Source organism: Phytobacter sp. MRY16-398 (assembly GCF_003925915.1).
Classification (GTDB): domain Bacteria; phylum Pseudomonadota; class Gammaproteobacteria; order Enterobacterales; family Enterobacteriaceae; genus Phytobacter; species Phytobacter diazotrophicus.
In genome coordinates, this window is record NZ_AP018756.1 from 1,015,263 (window position 1) to 1,036,386 (window position 21,124).

General features: G+C 51.9%; 19 protein-coding genes. 13 read left to right on the forward strand and 6 right to left on the reverse strand.

Going from position 1 to position 21,124, the window contains the following annotated elements; all coding sequences use genetic code 11:
• Positions 1-3: 3 nt before the first annotated feature.
• Positions 4-1,374 carry a pyridoxal-phosphate dependent enzyme gene (locus MRY16398_RS04865; protein ID WP_071193765.1) on the reverse strand — a complete coding sequence of 457 codons (1,371 nt, stop codon included), beginning with the start codon at positions 1,372-1,374 and terminating at the stop codon, positions 4-6.
• Positions 1,375-1,769: 395 nt separating this feature from the next.
• Here MRY16398_RS04865 and MRY16398_RS04870 point away from each other — a divergent pair, with 395 nt between their 5' ends.
• The 6 genes from MRY16398_RS04870 (at position 1,770) to kduD (ending at position 7,908) form a co-directional block, all read left to right on the forward strand.
• Positions 1,770-2,789: a methionine ABC transporter ATP-binding protein gene (locus MRY16398_RS04870; protein WP_039077133.1), complete on the forward strand. Its 1,020-nt coding sequence runs from the start codon at positions 1,770-1,772 to the stop codon at positions 2,787-2,789.
• Positions 2,782-3,450: a methionine ABC transporter permease gene (locus MRY16398_RS04875; RefSeq protein ID WP_071193766.1), complete on the forward strand. Its 669-nt coding sequence runs from the start codon at positions 2,782-2,784 to the stop codon at positions 3,448-3,450. The genes MRY16398_RS04870 and MRY16398_RS04875 overlap by 8 nt, the downstream gene beginning before the upstream one ends.
• Before the next feature lie 20 nt (positions 3,451-3,470).
• The gene (locus MRY16398_RS04880; protein WP_039077131.1) at positions 3,471-4,283 is read left to right on the forward strand and encodes a MetQ/NlpA family ABC transporter substrate-binding protein; all 813 of its coding nucleotides are present in this window, start codon (positions 3,471-3,473) and stop codon (positions 4,281-4,283) included.
• 159 nt (positions 4,284-4,442) lie between these two features.
• A complete protein-coding gene (locus MRY16398_RS04885; protein ID WP_039077130.1) occupies positions 4,443-5,624 on the forward strand; it encodes an acetyl-CoA C-acetyltransferase in 1,182 nt (393 codons plus the stop codon).
• A 623-nt stretch (positions 5,625-6,247) separates the two neighbouring features.
• Positions 6,248-7,084: a 5-dehydro-4-deoxy-D-glucuronate isomerase gene (gene kduI, locus MRY16398_RS04895; RefSeq protein ID WP_039077129.1), complete on the forward strand. Its 837-nt coding sequence runs from the start codon at positions 6,248-6,250 to the stop codon at positions 7,082-7,084.
• A gap of 62 nt (positions 7,085-7,146) precedes the next feature.
• Positions 7,147-7,908 (forward strand): 2-dehydro-3-deoxy-D-gluconate 5-dehydrogenase KduD, encoded by a 762-nt coding sequence (kduD, locus tag MRY16398_RS04900; RefSeq protein ID WP_039077128.1) that lies wholly within the window; start codon positions 7,147-7,149, stop codon positions 7,906-7,908.
• Between the two features lie 797 nt (positions 7,909-8,705).
• On the opposite strand, the gene MRY16398_RS04905 is transcribed toward kduD, so the two are convergent.
• A complete protein-coding gene (locus MRY16398_RS04905) occupies positions 8,706-9,758 on the reverse strand; it encodes an SEL1-like repeat protein (protein ID WP_125123920.1) in 1,053 nt (350 codons plus the stop codon).
• A gap of 29 nt (positions 9,759-9,787) precedes the next feature.
• The gene (locus tag MRY16398_RS04910) at positions 9,788-10,624 is read right to left on the reverse strand and encodes a hypothetical protein (RefSeq protein ID WP_071193769.1); all 837 of its coding nucleotides are present in this window, start codon (positions 10,622-10,624) and stop codon (positions 9,788-9,790) included.
• A 252-nt stretch (positions 10,625-10,876) separates the two neighbouring features.
• On the opposite strand from MRY16398_RS04910, the gene MRY16398_RS04915 reads away from it, so the two are divergent.
• Entirely contained in the window at positions 10,877-11,569 is a 693-nt protein-coding gene (locus MRY16398_RS04915) for an aspartate/glutamate racemase (RefSeq protein ID WP_039077155.1), read from the forward strand.
• On the opposite strand, the gene MRY16398_RS04920 is transcribed toward MRY16398_RS04915, so the two are convergent.
• The gene (locus MRY16398_RS04920) at positions 11,566-12,492 is read right to left on the reverse strand and encodes a LysR family transcriptional regulator (protein WP_039077124.1); all 927 of its coding nucleotides are present in this window, start codon (positions 12,490-12,492) and stop codon (positions 11,566-11,568) included. The genes MRY16398_RS04915 and MRY16398_RS04920 overlap by 4 nt on opposite strands.
• A 116-nt stretch (positions 12,493-12,608) precedes the next feature.
• Between MRY16398_RS04920 and lysA the strand changes: the two genes are divergently transcribed.
• Entirely contained in the window at positions 12,609-13,871 is a 1,263-nt protein-coding gene (lysA, locus tag MRY16398_RS04925; RefSeq protein WP_125123921.1) for a diaminopimelate decarboxylase, read from the forward strand.
• Between the two features lie 104 nt (positions 13,872-13,975).
• On the opposite strand, the gene MRY16398_RS04930 is transcribed toward lysA, so the two are convergent.
• Entirely contained in the window at positions 13,976-15,028 is a 1,053-nt protein-coding gene (locus MRY16398_RS04930; protein ID WP_125123922.1) for a LacI family DNA-binding transcriptional regulator, read from the reverse strand.
• A 295-nt stretch (positions 15,029-15,323) separates the two neighbouring features.
• On the opposite strand from MRY16398_RS04930, the gene MRY16398_RS04935 reads away from it, so the two are divergent.
• From MRY16398_RS04935 to MRY16398_RS04955, 5 genes are all read left to right on the forward strand, one after another.
• A complete protein-coding gene (locus tag MRY16398_RS04935; protein WP_039077121.1) occupies positions 15,324-16,661 on the forward strand; it encodes a PTS sugar transporter subunit IIC in 1,338 nt (445 codons plus the stop codon).
• 11 nt (positions 16,662-16,672) lie between these two features.
• Positions 16,673-18,100 carry a glycoside hydrolase family 1 protein gene (locus MRY16398_RS04940; RefSeq protein WP_125123923.1) on the forward strand — a complete coding sequence of 476 codons (1,428 nt, stop codon included), beginning with the start codon at positions 16,673-16,675 and terminating at the stop codon, positions 18,098-18,100.
• 9 nt (positions 18,101-18,109) lie between these two features.
• Positions 18,110-18,427 (forward strand): PTS sugar transporter subunit IIB, encoded by a 318-nt coding sequence (locus MRY16398_RS04945; RefSeq protein ID WP_071193774.1) that lies wholly within the window; start codon positions 18,110-18,112, stop codon positions 18,425-18,427.
• A gap of 68 nt (positions 18,428-18,495) precedes the next feature.
• Positions 18,496-19,269: a GntR family transcriptional regulator gene (locus tag MRY16398_RS04950; RefSeq protein WP_039077118.1), complete on the forward strand. Its 774-nt coding sequence runs from the start codon at positions 18,496-18,498 to the stop codon at positions 19,267-19,269.
• The gene (locus MRY16398_RS04955; protein ID WP_071193775.1) at positions 19,266-19,715 is read left to right on the forward strand and encodes a GNAT family N-acetyltransferase; all 450 of its coding nucleotides are present in this window, start codon (positions 19,266-19,268) and stop codon (positions 19,713-19,715) included. Before MRY16398_RS04950 ends, MRY16398_RS04955 begins: the two co-directional genes overlap by 4 nt.
• Here MRY16398_RS04955 and galR read toward each other — a convergent pair.
• Positions 19,712-20,719, reverse strand: a complete 1,008-nt coding sequence (gene galR / locus MRY16398_RS04960) for an HTH-type transcriptional regulator GalR (protein ID WP_039077116.1) — start codon at positions 20,717-20,719, stop codon at positions 19,712-19,714. The two genes, MRY16398_RS04955 and galR, sit on opposite strands and share 4 nt — an antisense overlap.
• Positions 20,720-21,124: the final 405 nt, after the last annotated feature.

Sequence of the window (21,124 nt, forward strand, 5' to 3'; positions counted from 1 at the left end):
CCTTTATTGTTCCAGGCGGTTACGCCAGGTGGTCAGAACATCGCTGCGGGTAATCAGGCCAAGAAAGCGGTCATTGTCGGCAATCACAGCCACCAGGCCCCGGTCAAAAATGGCTTTCAGCGCACTTTCCGGCGCGTGCTTGTCGAGGGTTTCCACGTTGCGGGTCATCGCCTCTTTCACCGGTGATGAAAAACGCGCGCTATCACCCTGTACGTGGCTTATCAGATCCCACTCATCGACAATGCCGACGACCCGGCCGTTTTCCAGCACGGGAAGCTGCGAGAAATCATACAGACGCATGCGCGCCAGCACGGCGGCCAGGGTGTCATCCGGCGCGGCGGTGACGGTGGCCCCTTCGTCGTGGCGCAGGGCAATGAAATCGGTCAGGTCGCCGCGCGTCGGGCGGCTTAACAAGCCTTGCTGGCGCATCCAGTCATCATTAAACATTTTGGAGAGGTACTTATTGCCGCTGTCGCAGGCGAGCGTTACCACACGTTTGGCGGTGGTCTGCGTCTGGCAATAACGCAGCGCGGCGCTGAGCAGCGTACCGGTTGAAGAACCGGCCAGCACGCCTTCGGTTTGTAGCAGAGCTCGCGCGGCGGCAAACGCTTCAGCATCGGTAACCCGGTAGGCCTTATGCACGCCGTCGATATGCGCCAGCGGTGGGATAAAATCCTCACCGATGCCTTCGACCAGCCAGGAGCCGGGCTCACCGTATTGCCCGGTTTCAACCTGATCGGCCAGAATGGAACCTGCCGGGTCGGCGAGGATAAATTCGGTTTTCGGCGAGTGTTCGGCAAACCATGCCTGCAACCCCCCCAGCGTGCCGCCGGAACCGACGCCAACGACAATCGCGTCGATATCACCGTCAAGCTGGGCGTAAATTTCCGGCGCGGTGGTACTAAAGTGCGCCAGCGGATTGGCTTCGTTATTAAACTGGTCAATGTAAAACGCACCCGGCGTCTCTTGCGCCAGGCGGCGGGCATAATCCTGATAATAGGCCGGGTGCCCTTTGTTGACATCAGAGCGCGTTAAAACCACTTTCGCCCCCAACGCCCGCAGGTGGAAGATCTTCTCCCGGCTCATTTTGTCTGGCACCACCAGAATCAATGAATAGCCTTTTTGCGCGGCAATCAGCGCCAGACCAAGGCCAGTATTGCCCGCCGTCGCCTCTATGATCGTTCCGCCTGGCTGTAAATGGCCCAGCCGTTCGGCTTCGTTAATCATCGACAGCGCAACGCGGTCTTTGATAGAACCGCCAGGGTTCTGGTTTTCCAGCTTCAGAAACAGGCTGCAGGGGCCAGTCTCCAGCTTATGCAACTGGAGGAGCGGAGTCTGGCCGATAAGTTCACTAATCGAATGCAATACTGACATGGTTAATCACCCACAGATAAACGTGATGAGCGGATGATAGGTCTGTCAATTTGCCTGTTTAAAGAACGTTTATCCGGCGATTAGAACAAAAAGAAATATGAAGTGCTATTTAGACATCAGGAGGGAAAGGTGGTTAGCCGTCCGGATGTGTCGATTGCCAGAATTTGGCATTTTTGCTGTGTTTTTAGCCACTTTGCCAGCAATCTTCCTGCGTATTATGCGTTTAGCAGATAACCATTGCTGAATTTAGTCATTAGACAGAATAGCGAGAATCGCCGCCTCTTAGCGCCGAAAGTTATATCTAATGTCTATTTAGTTATTTGAATTATATTCATGACTGATTATTATCGTTTGGACTTCCATACTGCTAAACCGCCAAACGGAAAAGTAATGCAATGATCGTTCTCAGGAATATTTCTAAGATTTTCGACCAGGGAAAGGCGTCGATTACCGCCGTAGACAGCGTCAATCTGTCGGTTGAGCAGGGGCAAATTTACGGGATTATCGGCTACAGCGGCGCCGGAAAAAGTACGCTGATTCGTCTGCTGAACGGTCTGGAAAAGCCGACCTCCGGCAGCGTAGTGATAAACGGTCAGGACATCTCTGCGGCAAAGGGCGAGCAGTTGCGCCAGGCCCGGCTGAAAATCAGCATGGTCTTCCAGCACTTCAACCTGTTGTGGTCACGCACGGTGGCAGAAAACATCGCCTTTTCCATGCAGATTGCCGGTGCGCCAAAAGCGAAAATCAATGCCCGCGTGGCGGAGTTGATTGAGCTGGTGGGGCTGAAAGGCCGTGAAAATGCTTACCCGTCGCAATTGAGCGGTGGACAAAAGCAGCGCGTGGGGATTGCCCGTGCGCTGGCAAACAACCCGGATGTGCTGCTGTGTGATGAGGCGACATCGGCGCTGGATCCGCAAACCACCGATCAGATCCTCGATCTGTTGCTGGACATTAACCGTCGTTTCCAACTGACGATTGTGCTCATCACCCATGAAATGCATGTGGTGCGCAAAATCTGTGACCGCGTGGCGGTGATGGAAAACGGCAGCGTGGTGGAAGAGGGGGATGTGATCAGCGTCTTTACGCATCCTCAGCAGCCGATCACCCGCCAGTTTGTGCGCCAGATTAGTCAGTATGAAGAAGCAGAGTTTAACCCTGAGCTGAATGCGGGTCTCGACGGTACGGTTATCAAGCTGACCTTTACCGGGCATAACACGCATCAGCCTGTCGTCGGTGAACTGACGTTGCGCTACGGCCTGCCTTTCAACATTTTGCATGGAAAAATGACCCAAACCGCTCATGGCGTGTTTGGTCAACTGTGGGTGCATGTCGTCGCCACAGAGGAACAGGTAAACAATATCCTCGCGGATTTACGCCATAGCGATATTGAAGGCGAGGTGATTAAACATGCTTGAGACACTATTTCCGCACCTGAAACTGGCCCAACTGTGGGCGGCCACGCAGGAGACGCTCTACATGACGGCACTCTCTGGCGCGGCGACTTTTGTGCTGGGGATCATTCTTGGACTGGCGCTGTTTTTGACCGCCCGCGGCGGATTATTTCAAAACCGCGTGCTCTATAGCCTGATTTCGATTGTGGTGAACGTGTTCCGCTCGATCCCGTTCATCATTCTGATTGTTCTGTTGATTCCGTTTACCAAAACGATTGTCGGCACCATCCTCGGGGCGAACGCCGCGCTGCCCGCGCTGATTGTCGGTGCCGCGCCGTTTTATGCCCGCCTGGTGGAGATCGCCCTGCGTGAGGTGGACAAAGGGGTTATCGAGGCGACCCGTTCGATGGGGGCACGCCTTAGCACACTGATTTTTCGGGTTTTACTGCCTGAATCATCGCCTGCACTGGTTTCCGGTATCACGGTGACGCTGATTGCTCTGGTGAGCTACAGCGCTATGGCCGGGGTTATCGGTGCGGGTGGCTTAGGAAATCTGGCTTATCTGGAAGGATTCCAGCGCAACCATGGCGACGTCACGCTGGTGGCGACAGTGACCATTTTGATTATTGTCTTCATCATCCAGTTCTGTGGCGACGCACTGACTTCTCTGTTAGATAAACGCTAATAAAATTAGGGAAACACATCATGAAAAAAACACTGACACTGATTGCCGCCATGACTTTGGGTGCAATGAGCTTCTCCTCCTGGGCCGACAAACTGACCGTGGGCGCTTCTAACGTGCCGCACGCTGAAATTCTGGAGCAGGCGAAACCGATTCTCGCAAAACAAGGTATCGATCTGGAGATCAAACCGTTCCAGGATTACATTCTGCCGAACACCGCGCTGGCTGGCCGTGAAATCGACGCCAACTACTTCCAGCACATTCCGTACCTGAACAGCGTACTGAAAGATCACGCGGGCGATAAAACCTATGATTTCGTCAGCGCAGGCGCAATCCACATTGAGCCGATTGGTATCTACTCCAAAAAATACAAGTCGCTGAAAGACCTGCCGCAGGGTGGCAAAATCATCATGCGTGATGCGGTATCCGAAGAAGGCCGTATCCTCTCTATCTTTGAAAAAGAGGGCGTGATCAAGCTGAAACCGGGCGTGGATAAAGTCTCTGCGCGTATCAGCGATATCGTTGAAAACCCGAAAAAACTGCAGTTCCAGCCGAACGTAGAAGCGGCGCTGCTGCCGCAGATGTATAACAACGACGAAGGTGACGCGGTGGTGATCAACGCCAACTACGCCATTGACGCAGGCCTGGACCCGGTACACGATCCGATCGCGGTTGAAAGCGGCGAAAACAACCCGTACGCCAACATCATTACCGTACACCGTGGCGATGAGAAGAAAAAAGACATCGTAGCGCTGGTAAACGTGCTGCACTCTAAAGAGATTCAGGATTGGATCCGCACCAAATACAAAGGTGCGGTAATCCCGGTAAACAACTGATTACTGCTGCTTCTGTGCGACGGGCTTGCCCGTCGCACCTCCTTTCCCGAACCTGTTCCTGCCCGCCTGTGTGATGAATCTCACCGATTTTAAACAATTGCGATAATACTTGATAACAACGTACTACTATTGCCTGGGTCAATTTGCGCTGAGGTAGAAATGAAAGATGTCGTTATCGTGGCTGCGGTTCGCACGCCTATCGGCTGTTTTCAGGGGGCGCTATCGCACCATTCTGCCGTTGAGCTGGGAAGTTATGTCGTTCAGGCGCTTCTCGATCGCAGCGGGATTCACCCCCAGACCGTTGATGAAGTCATTTTAGGCCAGGTGCTTACCGCAGGCGCCGGGCAAAACCCTGCCCGCCAGTCGGCGATTAAAGGCGGGCTGCCCATGACGGTTTCGGCTATCACTATTAATGATGTGTGCGGGTCAGGGCTGAAAGCGCTGCATCTGGCGTCGCAGGCGATTCAGTGCGGTGAAGCCGATGTGGTCATTGCGGGCGGCCAGGAGAATATGAGCCGTGCCCCCCATGTGCTGACTGACAGCCGTACCGGGGCGCGACTGGGTAATAGCCAACTTATCGACAGCCTGGTTCATGACGGATTATGGGATGCCTTCAACGATTACCATATGGGCGTAACCGCAGAAAACCTCGCGCGGGAGTACGGCATCAGCCGTGCCAACCAGGATGACTGGGCGCTCCGTTCGCAGCAAAAAGCGCGCGCCGCTATTGATTCCGGACGTTTTCGCGATGAAATCGTGCCGGTGAAAGCGCTGTCCACCGACGGGCGACCATTACTGGTTGATACCGATGAGCAACCGCGCACCGACGCCAGCGCAGAAGGGCTTGCGAAACTCTCCCCGGCATTTGAACTGACGGGGTCGGTTACGGCGGGTAACGCCTCGTCCATTAATGACGGCGCCGCCGCTGTGATGATGATGAGTGAAGCCAAAGCGCAGGAGCTGAATTTACCGGTGATGGCCCGTATTCGTGCTTTTGCCAGCGTAGGCGTCGATCCTGCACTGATGGGCATCGCACCGGTTTATGCCACCCGTCGCTGCCTTGAGCGCGTGGGCTGGCACCTGGATGACGTCGATCTGATTGAGGCCAATGAAGCCTATGCCGCCCAGGCGTTGTCTGTCGGTAAAGTGCTGGAGTGGGATGAAAAGCGGGTAAATGTGAACGGCGGCGCCATTGCGCTTGGCCATCCTATCGGTGCATCCGGCTGCCGTATTCTGGTCTCGCTGGTGCATGAAATGAAAAAACGTAATGCCCGTAAAGGGCTGGCAACCTTATGTATCGGTGGCGGGCAGGGTGTGGCGCTGGCGATAGAGCGCGACTGAGTCCTTCTTGCAGATAACGTCCTTTCCCCCTAAAAAAAAAGCCCTCCGTTAAGGAGGGCAAGGCCAGTTACAGAAACACTAACTCAAACGTCCCCGGGCAACGCGCCGCGCTACCCTGTTGTTTCTTTGTCGATACTTCCCTGGTGTATACGCATTCATTTTTGTGCCGCTATACACGCCATCAACATTTCAAAAATTCGGTGTTAATTTATCAAAACATCGTTTTACTTTGTGTGACAACCTGCGCAGTTTAAAAGAAAACGTAGCGCTTCGCATCCTGAAAAACGCGATAACGTTGCGATATCAAAAAGGATCTTAGATTTCGCGCAGTAAAAATGCCTGCAGACTGTTAAAACTTCAAGATGTTATTAACTATTTGTTTGTTATCATTAAATTCTGTTCTCATGCCCAATGAACCGCACCTCTTCTTCGTGTAAATGCCAGACGTTCGTGATCGCAACTACAGTTTTAGAAATATATTACGAAAAAAATGAAACGTTGTTTTATATAACATTGAAAACGTGTTTTAGCCGGGATAAGATGTGCCCATACTGCAAAACGGAACGTTTTTTATTCGCTCCGTTACGTGCGATTCGAATGAAACATTGACTGCGGAGGTAAATGTGGACGTAAGACAAAGCATCCACAGTGCGCATGCGAAAACGCTGGATACCCAGGGACTGCGCAATGAATTTTTGGTTGAAGAGGTATTCGTGGATGACGAATACACCATGGTCTATAGCCACATCGACCGTATTATCGTCGGTGGCATTAAGCCGGTCGCCAAAACCGTCTCTGTTGGCGGCGAAGTGGGCAAACAACTGGGCGTAAGCTACTTCCTGGAACGCCGTGAATTGGGCGTTATCAATATCGGCGGCCCGGGCACCATTACCGTTGATGGTCAGTGCTATGAAATCGGCCATCGCGACGCGTTATATGTCGGCAAAGGGGCGAAAGAAGTGGTGTTCGCCAGCGTCGATACCGCGACACCCGCGAAGTTCTACTACAACTGCGCACCGGCACATACCACTTACCCGACCAAAAAAGTGACGCCTGCGGATGTTTCTCCGGTCACGCTGGGTGACAACCTCACCAGCAACCGTCGCACCATCAATAAATACTTCGTGCCGGACGTGCTGGAAACCTGCCAGTTGAGCATGGGGCTGACCGAACTCGCACCGGGTAACCTGTGGAACACTATGCCGTGCCATACCCACGAGCGCCGCATGGAAGTCTACTTCTACTTCAATATGGATGAGGACGCATGCGTGTTCCACATGATGGGGCAGCCGCAGGAGACCCGCCATATTGTGATGCATAACGAACAAGCGGTGATTTCGCCGAGCTGGTCTATTCACTCAGGTGTGGGGACGAAGGCGTATACCTTTATCTGGGGTATGGTCGGTGAAAACCAGGTCTTTGATGATATGGACCACGTCGCGGTTAAAGATCTGCGCTAAGCACCAAAGGCATAACAAAAATATGCCTGCGGGTGCAGGCGTTGAAAGATTAAGGAACCAACATGATTCTGGATGCATTCTCTCTTCAAGGTAAAGTGGCTGTCGTTTCCGGGTGTGATACAGGTCTGGGCCAGGGCATGGCGCTGGGTCTGGCGGAAGCGGGTTGCGATATCGTGGGTATCAACATTGTTGAACCGACCGAAACCATCGAGCGCGTTACGGCGCTGGGCCGTCGTTTCCTGAGCCTGACGGCTGACCTGCGTAAAATCGACGGTATCCCGGCACTGCTGGATCGTGCGGTGGCCGAGTTCGGCAAAATCGACATTCTTGTCAATAACGCTGGCCTGATCCGTCGCGAAGACGCGATCAATTTCAGCGAGCAGGACTGGGATGACGTGATGAACCTGAATATTAAAAGCGTCTTTTTTATGTCCCAGGCAGCGGCGAAACACTTCATCGCTCAGGGCAATGGCGGCAAGATCATTAATATCGCCTCTATGCTCTCGTTCCAGGGCGGTATCCGCGTGCCGTCTTATACCGCTTCTAAAAGCGGCGTGATGGGCGTGACCCGTCTGCTGGCGAACGAATGGGCGAAACACAACATCAACGTCAACGCCATCGCGCCGGGCTATATGGCGACCAATAACACCCAGCAATTACGTGCTGACGAAGAGCGTAGCGCGGCTATTCTCGACCGTATTCCGGCGGGGCGCTGGGGTTTACCGAGTGACCTGATGGGGCCGATTGTTTTCCTCTCCTCCAGTGCATCTGATTACATTAACGGCTATACCATCGCGGTCGACGGCGGCTGGCTGGCGCGTTAATTCGCCTGATACCGTTCTTCTTTGAAGGGTAATAAAAAAGCTAGTCAGTGGTAAGCTGACTGGCTTTTTATTGTCACCCCTAAACCACCTCCTGGGGAGGTGGTGATTGATTTTGATGAAATTGAGAAAGTTTTTTCTGGCTATTAATGACCAGGCCCAGCCTGCACCACGTCCCGGGCTACGCTAAAACCATGGTAGTGGTATTCAATCATTTTAATCTGGGTATAAAGCGAGTCTTGTAGTGCACACTTTTTATATGCAAGGAAACTCTCCTCCAGCACTATTGGTGATAGGTTGGGAATTCTTTCCTGTAAGATATTAATCTGTATGTGATTATTGTCTTTAATAGTCAAAACCACTGGCAAAAAGTAGCGCACTGGCAAGTGATAAATGATAAGGAAACCCGCCTTTTATGGTATAACGAGTATAGTGTATTAACTTTTTACGATTTTCCTGTGTCAATGGATTATGAATTAAACCTGTTCTCTCAGCACTCCACCGGAATCGTCCTAAAACCAACGCCGCTGCCATGGGATACTGCATATCTGCCAGTTTGAGAATAAGATCTTGGTAATGTAAATCCAGGATATCCGGCCGTCTGAGATGCCTGCCATGCAGGTCAACGATTTTATGCTTGTTCTCTCACATAAAATTAAGAACATCGTCATTAAACTGATCCTAAGCCACTTTTCTGTTTGTCTTCTTTCCATTTCTGTACTTTTTACATGGCCAGAGTTGACCGCCAAATAGCGTATTATATTCAGCGTTTTTTTGTTTATCACTTAAACATCGATAATTCAAGGTTCTGGCATTATAGGATCATGCTCGGATCGCCACGTATAGTAATTCCATTCTAATATGTTATCTTTAATTTGTAGAGCAATCTTCAAGCCTTTTTCTTTTTGTTCGGGGCTAAGCCCTTTTTCTTTGAGTTTGACACGTATAGTTTTATTAAAATTGTCGAAGATTTCTTCATTTTCTGATTCAGAACGGTATTGGTCAGCGTATTTCTGTTGATAATTACGATAATTCATTTGAGCGACTAAAGACCATGCATATGCCTGTTCCAGATTCTGTTCTATACCAGCACCATAAAGATAAAATTCACTTATTCTTATCTGGGCATATTGTGAACCATGGAGCGCGCTCATTTTATAGGCAGAAAAACTTTCCATCAGTTCTTCTTTAGACAAGTTGGTAATTCTGTCTAATAGTGAATTTACTTCGCTAAAGTAGCTGTTCTTGAATGCGAATCCTGATGGGAAGAGTATATAATCTGCTAATGATGAATATTCATGATACCCACCCTCAATGGCATATCGCATATACCGGATAAGCTTATTTCGGTTTTCATGTGTTAATGGATTAAATTTTGTGTAGGTTGTACCTGCTGTCCATTTAAGTCTTCCGGTAGCTAGTCTGGCAGCCAGCGGATAACGCATTTCAGCCAGTGTAGTAATAAATTCGCTGTAATCCATATTAAATACGTCAGGGCGTTTAAGACGATGCCCATAGCGATTGACAATACGGTGCGCATTTTTTTTATAAAAATCTTCAAGAAAAACGTTGTCGTCAACGAGAAACTGAATGCGTGCATATTGAATCATCGCATTTTTATCACCCTGCCAGGCATGTATAATGAGGTTTATCAGATTTTCATCACTTTCAATTATATGCGTTTCTGGCGTTATGGCTTTTCGTTGCATTACCCATGACTGTTTCACTGTCCATAACTCAGACTTGGGAAGTAGTGATGGTGTTATAGAAAAAGCCATATCAATTGTACCATCATGCGCAGAGTTAGTAAGTAGCGTCATAACCATCAGAAATAATGAACGTATTAATGTCATGGATTGCGGCCTGTTATTGAAACTTCATTTTATATAAAGGTTAAATCATCAAAGTTAAACTTTTCTGGTGCAACATGACGATTATACTCTTCTCCATTGCGAAATTTCCTACACGGCCAGATTTGCCCATCGTTTAATGCTGAGAACTCTTCTTGTTTCGAATAATGCTTTTTGATTTTGTTTCCTGATTTATACCCCCAAAGTACAAGGTTTTTACTTCCCAGAATGTCGACTTCGACATAATCATTGGCCATCTCTCTATATCTGATTTCACTCGAATGGATGATGGAATTGTAAGAAGCAAACACCATTTGTCCAATAACGTTAGTTTCATGGAATTTGGAGAACGAGCGGGCGATACATTCTTTGCTATTTCGTTCGATGATATCATCATCTTCAAAACGCCCGGACCGGCAGCTATGCAGTACCAGGTAACCATTTTGTGGATGCCACCTAAGTTTCTCCAGTGTTTTTACTACTTCTTCTGTAATATGTTCGCCCTCTTTGATGATGATGAAATCAGAATTACTATGCGCAAAAATATGGATTTCATACAGCTCATAGGTGTACATTCCCGATTTATTCCGTAATTGCAGGTCATTAAAGATACTTGTCCAGATATCTTTAAATTCCTGTTGGCTTCTGAATATCTTAGGTGCCGGGATCACACTCTCAGGGTCTTTCTCCAGAAGTCGCTTTCTTTTAAACTCTGCGGCTTTCAGCATTTCCGCGCCGCCATGTCCGCCGTAGGCAATCATCGCATCATATCTTTTTGTTCTACTTATTATTACATGATGAACATAGGGTTCTTCGCCTTCTTTTATACGTTTTGGTTTTGCGACTGTAAAATTTTCAAGCTGTGGCATTAAAAATATCCTTATTATAAATAACAAAATGATGTCGGGGCTGATAATGTTTTAAATACGAAAATTTTTACTAAAAAATTGATGATTACAGATTGCGCTGTGCCCAGGAAGAGATTTGATGTGCAACAAAGGAAAACTAAGAGTTCATAAAGAATGAGTGTCTGGTTGCGGCATGACGGCAATTCGACATGACAGGTTGAAACTCCCCCCTGAGTTTGCTTGACTGTGTGCTTACTCAGAGGGAGATGAATGATGAAAACGATTGGACTGTTGGGTGGCATGAGCTGGGAATCTACCATTCCGTATTACCGCCTGATTAATGAAGGGGTGAAGGCGCAATTGGGTGGTCTGCACTCTGCCAGCCTGCTGCTGCACAGCGTAGATTTTCATGAGATTGAAGAGTGCCAGCGCAGCGGCGAATGGGAAAAGGCCGGGGATATCCTGGCCGATGCGGCCGTCGGGCTACAAAACGCCGGTGCGCAGGGTATTGTGCTGTGTACGAACACGATGCACAAAATCGCCGGGCAGATTGAAGCACGCTGCGATGTGCCTTTCTTACATATTGCCGATGCCACCGGGCGGGCGATCGTGGCGCAGAAACAATCCAAAGTGGCGCTGCTTGGCACCCGCTACACCATGGAGCAGGATTTTTATCGTGGTCGTCTGAGTGACGCGTTTGGTATTGAAACGCTGATTCCAGGGGAGTCAGACCGCGTGCGGGTCAATCAGGTTATTTTTGACGAACTTTGCCTCGGTACGTTTAGCGATGTTTCGCGTGCCTATTATGTCAGTCTGATTGCACAACTGGCGGAGCAGGGGGCGCAGGGGGTGATTTTCGGTTGCACTGAAATTGGCCTGCTGGTTTCACAAGATCAGTCGCCGATCCCGGTATTTGATACGGCTGCCCTGCATGCCGCCGATGCCGTAACGTTTATGCTCTCTTAAACGGCGTTCAGCACTGCGTTCAGTGGACCGGTAATCAACGGCATCGCCTCTTGTAAATGGCGACTGAATGCCTCGACCAGCGCCGAAGAGGGGCGATGCAACGGGCGGATCAGGCTCACCGTGAAGGGAACATCAATACTAAAACGGCGCACTACCACCCCGCTGGCGGCGTAATCGAGCGCGGTCAGCGGGTTGACCACCGAAATTCCCACCCCGGCGCGAACCATCGCGCAGACTGACGCCGCGCTGTGCGTTTCCAGCACCATACGGCGTTTCACCTGATGTTCGTTGAACAAAGCATCGAGTAATTGCCGGTAGCTGTCGGTGCGCGACAGGCTAATGTAATTCTCGCCATGAAAATCTCCTGGCGTAAGCTGTGCTTTATGCGCCAGTCGGTGGTTTTCCGGCAGGACACACACTTCGTTAAAAGTCAGCAGTGGCGTGCGCTCCGTCCCCGCAGGCGTGCTGATTGTTTCCGTAAGTCCCAGGTCATGACGCTGGGCGGAGAGCCACTCTTCCAGCAGCGGCGACTCTTGCGGCACGATATTGAGGCTAACGTCCGGGTAGCGGGCCAGAAAAGGCTGCAACAGTAGCGGTAAAAATGACTGGGAAAAGACTGGCAGGCAGGCAATCGACAGCTCACCCTGGCGGAATTCACGCAGGCTTTCGGCGGCGCTGACAATGCGATCCAGCCCGTACCAGGAGCGCTGTACTTCCTCAAAAAGACGTAACCCTTGCACCGTAGGATGCAGACGCCCGCGCGTGCGTTCAAATAACTTCAACCCCAGTACTTTTTCAAAGCGCGCCAGCTCCCGGCTGACGGTAGGCTGCGAGGTATGCAGCAACTGAGCGGCTTCCGTCAGATTCCCGGTGGTCATCACGGCATGAAAAATTTCAATGTGGCGTAAGTTTACGGCGGGCATGGCGGCATCCTGGTAAGAGAATCCATATCATTTTTGCATAGACTCACGATAAAACGATATTTTTTATTCCTACTGGCCTGTGGCGTAATCATAAAAAAACGTTTTCGGAGTCTGTTATGCCACGCCCACTGACACAAACCACAACCGACCTTAATGCCGCTAATCTTCTTCGGTTGCCTGCTGAATTTGGCTGCCCGGTCTGGGTTTATGACGCGCAAATTATTCGCGATCAGATTGCCCGCCTGACGCAGTTTGATGTGATCCGTTTCGCGCAAAAAGCCTGCTCGAACATTCATATCCTGCGCCTGATGCGTGAGCAGGGTGTGAAGGTGGATTCCGTGTCGTTAGGGGAAATTGAACGTGCGCTGGCCGCAGGTTACGACCCGAAAACGCATCCGGAGGATATTGTTTTCACGGCGGACGTGATTGATGACGCGACGCTGGTCCGCGTGAGCGAGCTGCGCATTCCGGTTAATGCCGGGTCAGTGGATATGCTGGCACAACTGGGGCAGGTTTCGCCCGGTCACCCGGTCTGGCTGCGCGTTAACCCCGGCTTCGGTCATGGCCATAGCCAGAAAACCAATACCGGTGGCGAAAACAGCAAGCACGGCATCTGGTATAGCGACCTGCCTGCCGCGCTGGAAGTGATGCAGCGTTTTAACCTCAAACTGATCGGCATTCATATGCATATTGGTTCCGGGGTGGATTACGGCCACCTTGAACAGGTGTGCGGTGCGATGGTGCGCCAGGTGGTGGAATTTGGCCAGGATCTGCAGGCTATTTCGGCAGGCGGCGGTCTCTCCATTCCTTATCATGAAGGGGAGGAAGGGGTGGATACGGACCACTATTACAGCCTGTGGAATGCCGCACGTGAACAGGTGGCGAAACATCTGGGTCATCCGGTAAAACTGGAGATCGAACCGGGACGCTTCCTGGTGGCGGAATCCGGGGTGCTGGTGGCACAGGTGCGCAGCGTGAAAGAGATGGGCAGCCGCCACTTTGTACTGATTGACGCTGGTTTTAACGATCTGATGCGCCCGTCCATGTACGGCAGCTATCACCACATTACCGCACTGGCGGCGGACGGGCGTGATTTAACCACCGTGCCGCGTATCGATACCGTGGTGGCTGGGCCGCTGTGCGAGTCTGGCGATGTGTTTACCCAGCAGGAGGGCGGTAAAGTCGAAACCCGCGCACTGCCTGCCGTGACACCAGGGGATTACCTTGTGCTGCATGATACCGGGGCTTATGGTGCCTCGATGTCGTCGAACTATAATAGTCGTCCGCTGCTGCCGGAGGTGCTGTTTGATAAGGGCGTTGCACGGCTGATTCGTCGCCGTCAGACCATTGAAGAACTGCTGGCGCTGGAGCAGGTATAAGTCCTGCCTCGCCCCGAGGGGCGAGGGTGTCAACGGTTTTCAAAAACGTAACCCGAATAAGGCGCATCCGGGAATAACCCCGGTGGCGCGGACGCTTACCGGGGCTACGGTTGGTGCGATCGGTCGCCCGGATCAGGCACCGCGGCATCCGGGAAAAAGGGTCCGGGGGCGACTGAATCGCGCAGCACCAGGGTGCCGGTAAACGGCGGGATCGCTTCGATCGATTCTTTATTCGCCAGCCGCATAGCCTGATCGATGGCGGTGGTGATCATGGTGTCAATCGGTAGATAGACCGTCGACAGACCCGGCTCCAGCCAACGGGCACTGGGGGCATCATCGAAGCCAAACAGTGAAATATCCTGCGGAATACGTAACCCCGCCTGATGCAGCGCCTTAGACGCACCCAGCGCCATATCGTCATTACAGGCAAACAGCGCGCTGACTTTAATGCCCTCTTGTAAGATCTCCTGGCACAGTTCATAGCCGCGCGACATGGTTGAATCGCCGTATTTCACTTTGTCCGGATCCCAGCGAATACCGTGTTTTTCCAGCGCCTTGCGATATCCCATCAGGCGGGCTTTGCCGGTTGGCGTGTGGATAGGGGCGGTGATACAGGCAATATCGTGATGACCCTGATTTATCAGATAATCCACCGCCTGAAACGCCGCATCCTGCTGTTCAAAAAAAACGCATTTATCGTGGGCCTGAAACACTTCGCGGTTAATGACGATAAGCGGCATTGGGGTGGTATCGATCAGGCGGATGATCGCTTTCTCGCTCATAAAGCGGGTGTAAAGAATAATGGCGTCGCAGCGTCTGTCGGCCAGCATTTGCACCGCTAACTCTTCGCGTTCCGGGGCATCGTGCCCGTCAGTCACAATGAGCTGTTTGCCATAGGCTTCCGCCTGGCGCGATGCCTGCTGTAACAGGCGGCCAAAATAGAAACCGTTAAAACTGGAAACCACCAGGCCAATGTTATTACTGGTGCGGGTTGCCAGCGACTGGGCAAGAAAATTAGGCCGATAGCCCAGCTCTTCCATCGCCTGAAAAACCCGTTTACGGGTGCTCTCTTTTACCTGACCTGTGTCGTTCAACACGCGCGATACCGTAGCCTTGGAGACACCCGCGCGCAGTGAGACATCCAGCATTGTCGCCATGACCTGATCCTGTATCACATGAAGGCCGCTATTTTATCACATTCATCAAAGCGCAGCGGGGCAAGGGAGAGACAATAACCGGGCCGATCACGCTTTTGATGCAACGGGAAGAAAACCTTGGTTTATTTAGGGTGGTATGCCAAATTTGCTAAATATGGCAAATCTGGAATACCAGATGCCGCGTTGCGACCTTAATCACAGAACTATTTTCCAGCGATAGCTATTTTTGGTATGCCAAAAGGTATTGAGCTGTATACCTGACACGATAAAAAGCCCTTTTACTGAGGTACCTCTAATGGCTCTACAGGAAAAGTTAATCGATTCTCTGGGTAGCTTCGCGACCAAATTCAACAGCTATCGCTACATTATGGCGATCAAGGCTTCGTTTATTACCTTGATGCCGGTCATCATCGTCGGCGCCTTCTCCGTGCTTATCTCCAATATGGTGCTGGATCCGAAAAACGGCCTCGCCAGCTTTGACGCGCTATCGTTCCTGGCCGCGCTCAAGCCAATTACCAGCGCTATCAACTACGCCACGCTCAACTTTTTGAATATCGGCGCGGTATTCCTGATTGGTATTGAGCTTGGGCGTATTAACGGCATCAAAACCCTGTTCCCCGGTTTGCTGGCGGTCATCTGCTTTATTTGCGTGACGCCAACCACGGTGGAAATGCTGGTCGATGGCCAAATGCACGTGGTGAAAGATGTGCTGCTGCGCCAGTTCTCGGATACCCGGAGCCTGTTCCTCGGCATGTTTATCGCGATTCTCTCCGTTGAGATTTACTGCTGGCTGGAAAACCGTGAAGGGCTGAAAATCAAAATGCCGGATACAGTGCCACCTAACGTCTCGGCCTCGTTCTCTGCATTGATCCCCGCCATTATCACCACCACGGTTATCGCGACTTTTGGTTTTGTCTTCCATCAGATCACCGGCATGTACCTCTATGATGCCGTTTATCAGGTGGTGCAACAGCCGTTAGAGCGCGTGGTGCAAAGCCTGCCGGGTATCCTGCTGTTGATGTTTGTCGCTCAGTTGTTTTGGGTTATCGGCATTCATGGCAACCAGATGATCAAGCCGATCCGCGAACCCCTGCTGCTCGGTGCGATCACGGTCAACATGAGCGCATTTGAGCAGGGTAAAGAGGTACCGAATATCATCACCATGCCGTTCTGGGATGTGTATATGAGTATCGGCGGCTCCGGTCTGACCATTGGCCTGCTGATCGCGGTGATGATTGCCACCAAACGCAAAGAGATGAAAGAGATCGCCAAGCTCTCCATCGGCCCTGGCATCTTCAATATCAATGAACCGGTGATATTCGGCATGCCGATCATGCTCAATCCGATCCTCGCGATCCCCTTTATCATCACCCCGCTGGTGACCGGCTCAATCGGTTACTTTGCTACGGTTACCGGCTTTGCGGGCAAGGCCGTGGTGATGGTGCCCTGGACCACGCCGCCGCTGATTAACGCCTGGCTTTCCACCGCCGGTTCGATGGGGGCGGTAGTGACACAACTGGTGTGTATCCTGGCCTCGATCCTTATTTACCTGCCTTTTGTGAAGATTGCATCCCGCCGCGCGGAGCAGGCGCAACTGCAGGCTGAATCCACTGACATGGCGAAAAATGCCTAAAGGAGCCTGACGTGAGCACGAAAACACTCACCATCCCGCCGTCGTTTATGCTTGGTGCGGCGGCGTCAGCCTGGCAGACCGAGGGCTGGAGCGGCAAAAAAGAGGGGCAGGATTCATGGCCCGATCTTTGGTACAAAAACGACAGGCAGGTCTGGCATGAGGGCTATGGCCCGGCGGTGGCGACTGACTTTTATCACCGTTTTCGCGAAGACGTACAGTTGATGAAGCAGGCTGGCCTGACCCACTACCGCACCTCCATTAACTGGTCGCGCTTTCTGACCGACTATGAAAATGGCGTCGTGGATGAAGAGTATGCGGCCTATTACGACCAGCTCTTTGACGAGATGGCGCGTAACCGCATTGTGCCGATGATCTGCCTTGAACATTACGAATTGCCCGGTTACCTGCTGGAAACCTACGGCGGCTGGGCATCGAAAAAAGTGGTCGAACTCTATCTGCTTTACGTCGAAAAGGTCTTTGAACGTTTTCACCAAAAAGTGACGCGCTGGTTCACTTTTAACGAGCCCATCGTGGTGCAAACCAGAGTCTATCTGGATGCGCTGCGCTGGCCGTATGAGCAGAACACCAGCACCTGGATGCAGTGGAATCACCATAAAAATCTAGCCACGGCGAAAGTGGTGAAACTGTTTCGCGAGAAAGGGTACGCGGGAACGGTGGGGTGCATTCTGAACCCGGAAGTGACCTATCCGCGCTCCCGTGCGCCGCACGATGTCCATGCGGCAGCCATGTATGATCTCTTTTATAACCGTGTCTTCCTCGACCCAATGGTAAAAGGGGCATACCCGCCAGAGCTGTTTACCCTGCTTGAGAAGCATCAGGTGAGCTGGGACTACACCGACGACGAACTGACGATCATTCGTGAAAATACCGTGGATGAATTAGGCATTAACCTCTATTACCCGCATCGGGTAAAAGCTCCTTCCCGCGCCTGGCACCCCGACACGCCGTTCCACCCGGCTTATTACTACGAACCCTTTGAGCTACCGGGGCGGCGCATGAATAAGTCGCGCGGCTGGGAAATTGGGCCGTTTATCATTTATGACATGGCGATGCGGATTAAAAACGAGTACGGCAACATCCCCTGGTTTGTGGCGGAAAGCGGGATGGGGGTTGAGAACGAAGGGCAGTTCCGCAATGCCGATGGGGTGATTGAAGACGATTACCGCATTGCATTTATTGGTGAGCATCTGTACCAGACGTTGCGCGCGCGGGAGGATGGCGCCAACTGTCACGGTTATATGCTCTGGGCGTTTACGGACAACGTATCGCCAATGAATGCCTTTAAAAATCGCTACGGGCTGGTGGAGATCGATTTGGACCACAACCGTGACCGGCGGCCGAAAAAGTCGCTCTCCTGGTATCGCCGGTTAAGCGACGAGCGCCAGCTTACGATCTCTTTTGATGATGAATGGAAATAAGGAGCTGTGATGAAACGTATTGTCCTGTGTTGTTCTGCCGGGATGTCTACATCACTGGTGGTCACTAAGATGGAAAAAAACGCCGCCGAGCGCGGTCTTGAACTGAAAATCTATGCCATCGCTGAGCAGGCGTTACGCGATGAATTAGACAACCACAGCGGCGAGATTATCGCTGTACTGTTGGGGCCGCAGGTGCGCTTTAAGCTCGCGGAAAATAAGAAACTTACCGACCAATACGCTATCCCTATTGATGTGATCGATCCGGTGGCATATGGCACCTTAAATGGCGCGAAAGTTCTCGATCAGGCACTAAATTTGGTAAGATAGCGCGCCCAAAGGCCGGGGTTCTCCGGCCTGAGCTTCAACTAAAGGTCTGTACAGGTGATGGTGATATTGTGGAAAAAGCTGTAATCCCGCCGGAAAAAAAACAGTACCAGGAGATTGGCGAAGATTTACGCGCGCAAATAATCCAGGGGCATTACCCCGTGGGATCCCGCCTTCCGCCTGAGCGCAATATTGCCGAAAAGTATGGCGTCAGCCGTACTATTGTCCGTGAAGCTCTCTTAATGCTTGAACTCCAGGGCACTGTCGATATTCGCCAGGGCTCCGGCGTCTATGTGATGCGTATTCCTCAGGAGCATGAAAACGAAGAAGAGCGCTTTCTCAGCAGTGATGTCGGCCCGTTTGAAATATTGCAGGCTCGTCAGTTGCTGGAGAGCAACATCGCCGCCTTTGCCGCTAAAATGGCGACGCGGGCGGATATCGATAACCTGCGCCGCATCCTCGAACAGGAACAGCGCGCGATTGCCCTGAACGACACCAGCCAGGACAACAGCAAAATGTTTCATCTGGTTCTGGCGGGCGCTTCGCAAAACCAGATGCTACTGGCAACAGTAGAAAGCGTCTGGCACCACATGGACAGCAGCCCGCTGTGGCAGCAGTTCAACGTGCACATTACCAGCCGTCCTTATCGCCTGAAATGGCTTGGCGACAGGCAGACACTGCTCGCTGCCCTGCGTCGTCGCGATGTGATGGGCGCCTGGCAGGCCATGTGGCAGCATCTTGAAAACGTAAAAAAGAGTTTGCTGGAGCTCTCGGACGAGGATGCCCCGGATTTTGACGGCTATCTGTTTGAATCCGTACCGATTTTTCAGGGGAAATTAATGTGAAAGTGGTTCCGTTATACGACGCGCCACAGCATGCCGAACAGGTGACCGAGTGGCTCTGGCGCGAGTTTGGTGACTCGCTGCCGCGCGCGTTCTTCGAAAGCATTATTGACCACAGCCAGACGCCGGGCAATCTGCCGCTGACCTTTGTGCTGGTGGATGACGATACACTGCTTGGCACCGTAGGGTTGTGGCGTTGCGATTTGATAAGCCGCCAGGATCTGTTCCCCTGGCTGGCGGCGCTCTATGTTGATGAGTCCGTACGCGGGCAGGGGCTGGCGCGTACTTTACAGCAGCATGTGATTGAGTCTGCACGGGAAATGGGGTTTAGCGAGCTTCATCTTTACTCCGCCTGCCGTGATTTTTATGAGCGCTTTGGCTGGCAGTATATCGGCGACGGCCTCGATTACCCGGACACGACCGTCCACCTCTATCGCTTTACCCTCTAGTTGTCCTGCGGCGTCACGACCGAGTGGCGTCTTACCAGCGTCGGGTTAAACACATGCGTGACATCCGGGAGCGGACGGTTTTCTGCCAACGCCAGTGCCAGTTCCGCTGCCTGTGTCGCCATCGTCACGATGGGATAGCGCACCGTGGTCAGACGCGGGCGGACATAGCGTGATATCAGCACATCGTCAAAGCCAATCAGCGAGATCTCATCTGGCACAGCAATGCCATTATCGTTAAGCACTCCCATTGCGCCCGCTGCCATCGAGTCGTTATAGCAGGCGATCGCCGTAAAATTCTTGCCGCGCCCGAGCAGTTCGGTCATTGCCTGTTCACCGCCGCTCTCGTCCGGTTCGCCGAAGGTGACCAGACGCTCATTACACGGCAGGCCGTTTTCTTTGAGGGCGTCGTAATAACCCTGCAGGCGGTCTTCGGCATCGGAAATCGCGTGGTTGGAACACAAATAGCCTATCCGGGTATGGCCCTGTTGTATGAGGTGGCGCGTTGCCAGCCAGGCACCGTAGCGGTCATCCAGCGACACGCAGCGCTGTTCGAAACCGGGCAGAATGCGGTTAATCAGTACCATGCCGGGGATCTGTTTCATCAACGCAATGAGTTCAGCATCCGGCACCATTTTGGCGTGGACAACCAGTGCCGCACAGCGGTGGCGAATCAGTTGTTCAATCGCATTACGTTCTTTTTGCTCATTGTGATAACCGTTGCCAATGAGCAGGAAGTTGCCAGTGCTGGAGGCGACCTGTTCAACCGCTTTTACCATGGCGCCAAAAAAAGGGTCAGAGACATCTCCGACCACCAGACCGACCGTTTCCGTCGACTGCTGCGCCAGCGCTCGGGCATTGGCGTTGGGGTGATAGCTCAGACTCTCCATGGCGGTCTGGACCGCCAGCCGTGAGGCTTCGCTGGCTTTTGGGGAGTCGTTAATTACGCGAGAGACTGTAGCGACAGAGACACCTGCAAGCCGGGCTACATCTTTTATTGTCGCCATTGAGCACCTTCATTTAGGGGTAAGCGTTTACACACCCACTTATGTTACGGGAATGCGCTGGCTAATCAAGGTTGTCGCCAGGGCACTTTCCGCAAACGTGAACTGACGCGGCGAAATGACGTGAAAACGTTACATGGAAAATATATCCGGAAATATACAGTTCGAACCTTTAGTTACACTTTGCGAAAGGCTGTTTCTATTGTCTGCTGGAGGAGCATTTGGCCGGATTGCTACAGTAGCAATCCCAGAGGTATTGATAGGTGAAGTCAACCTGAGGGTTGAACACTTGAATTACACCAACCTGCGCAGATGTGCAGGTTTTTTTTTGCCATTAAGTCAATGTGTAACAAGCTGGATGATTAGAAACACCTCGTTGCACTTAGGCTCATTCGCTTGCTTTTTACT

Bases quoted from the DNA above. Each gene is read 5' to 3' on its own strand.
- MRY16398_RS04865 (WP_071193765.1), bottom strand. From the start codon at position 1,374: ATGTCAGTATTGCATTCGATTAGTGAACTTATCGGCCAGACTCCGCTC.
- MRY16398_RS04870 (WP_039077133.1), top strand. From the start codon at position 1,770: ATGATCGTTCTCAGGAATATTTCTAAGATTTTCGACCAGGGAAAGGCG.
- MRY16398_RS04875 (WP_071193766.1), top strand. From the start codon at position 2,782: ATGCTTGAGACACTATTTCCGCACCTGAAACTGGCCCAACTGTGGGCG.
- MRY16398_RS04880 (WP_039077131.1), top strand. From the start codon at position 3,471: ATGAAAAAAACACTGACACTGATTGCCGCCATGACTTTGGGTGCAATG.
- MRY16398_RS04885 (WP_039077130.1), top strand. From the start codon at position 4,443: ATGAAAGATGTCGTTATCGTGGCTGCGGTTCGCACGCCTATCGGCTGT.
- kduD (WP_039077128.1), top strand. From the start codon at position 7,147: ATGATTCTGGATGCATTCTCTCTTCAAGGTAAAGTGGCTGTCGTTTCC.
- MRY16398_RS04905 (WP_125123920.1), bottom strand. From the start codon at position 9,758: ATGACATTAATACGTTCATTATTTCTGATGGTTATGACGCTACTTACT.
- MRY16398_RS04910 (WP_071193769.1), bottom strand. From the start codon at position 10,624: ATGCCACAGCTTGAAAATTTTACAGTCGCAAAACCAAAACGTATAAAA.
- MRY16398_RS04915 (WP_039077155.1), top strand. From the start codon at position 10,877: ATGAAAACGATTGGACTGTTGGGTGGCATGAGCTGGGAATCTACCATT.
- MRY16398_RS04920 (WP_039077124.1), bottom strand. From the start codon at position 12,492: ATGCCCGCCGTAAACTTACGCCACATTGAAATTTTTCATGCCGTGATG.
- lysA (WP_125123921.1), top strand. From the start codon at position 12,609: ATGCCACGCCCACTGACACAAACCACAACCGACCTTAATGCCGCTAAT.
- MRY16398_RS04930 (WP_125123922.1), bottom strand. From the start codon at position 15,028: ATGGCGACAATGCTGGATGTCTCACTGCGCGCGGGTGTCTCCAAGGCT.
- MRY16398_RS04935 (WP_039077121.1), top strand. From the start codon at position 15,324: ATGGCTCTACAGGAAAAGTTAATCGATTCTCTGGGTAGCTTCGCGACC.
- MRY16398_RS04945 (WP_071193774.1), top strand. From the start codon at position 18,110: ATGAAACGTATTGTCCTGTGTTGTTCTGCCGGGATGTCTACATCACTG.
- galR (WP_039077116.1), bottom strand. From the start codon at position 20,719: ATGGCGACAATAAAAGATGTAGCCCGGCTTGCAGGTGTCTCTGTCGCT.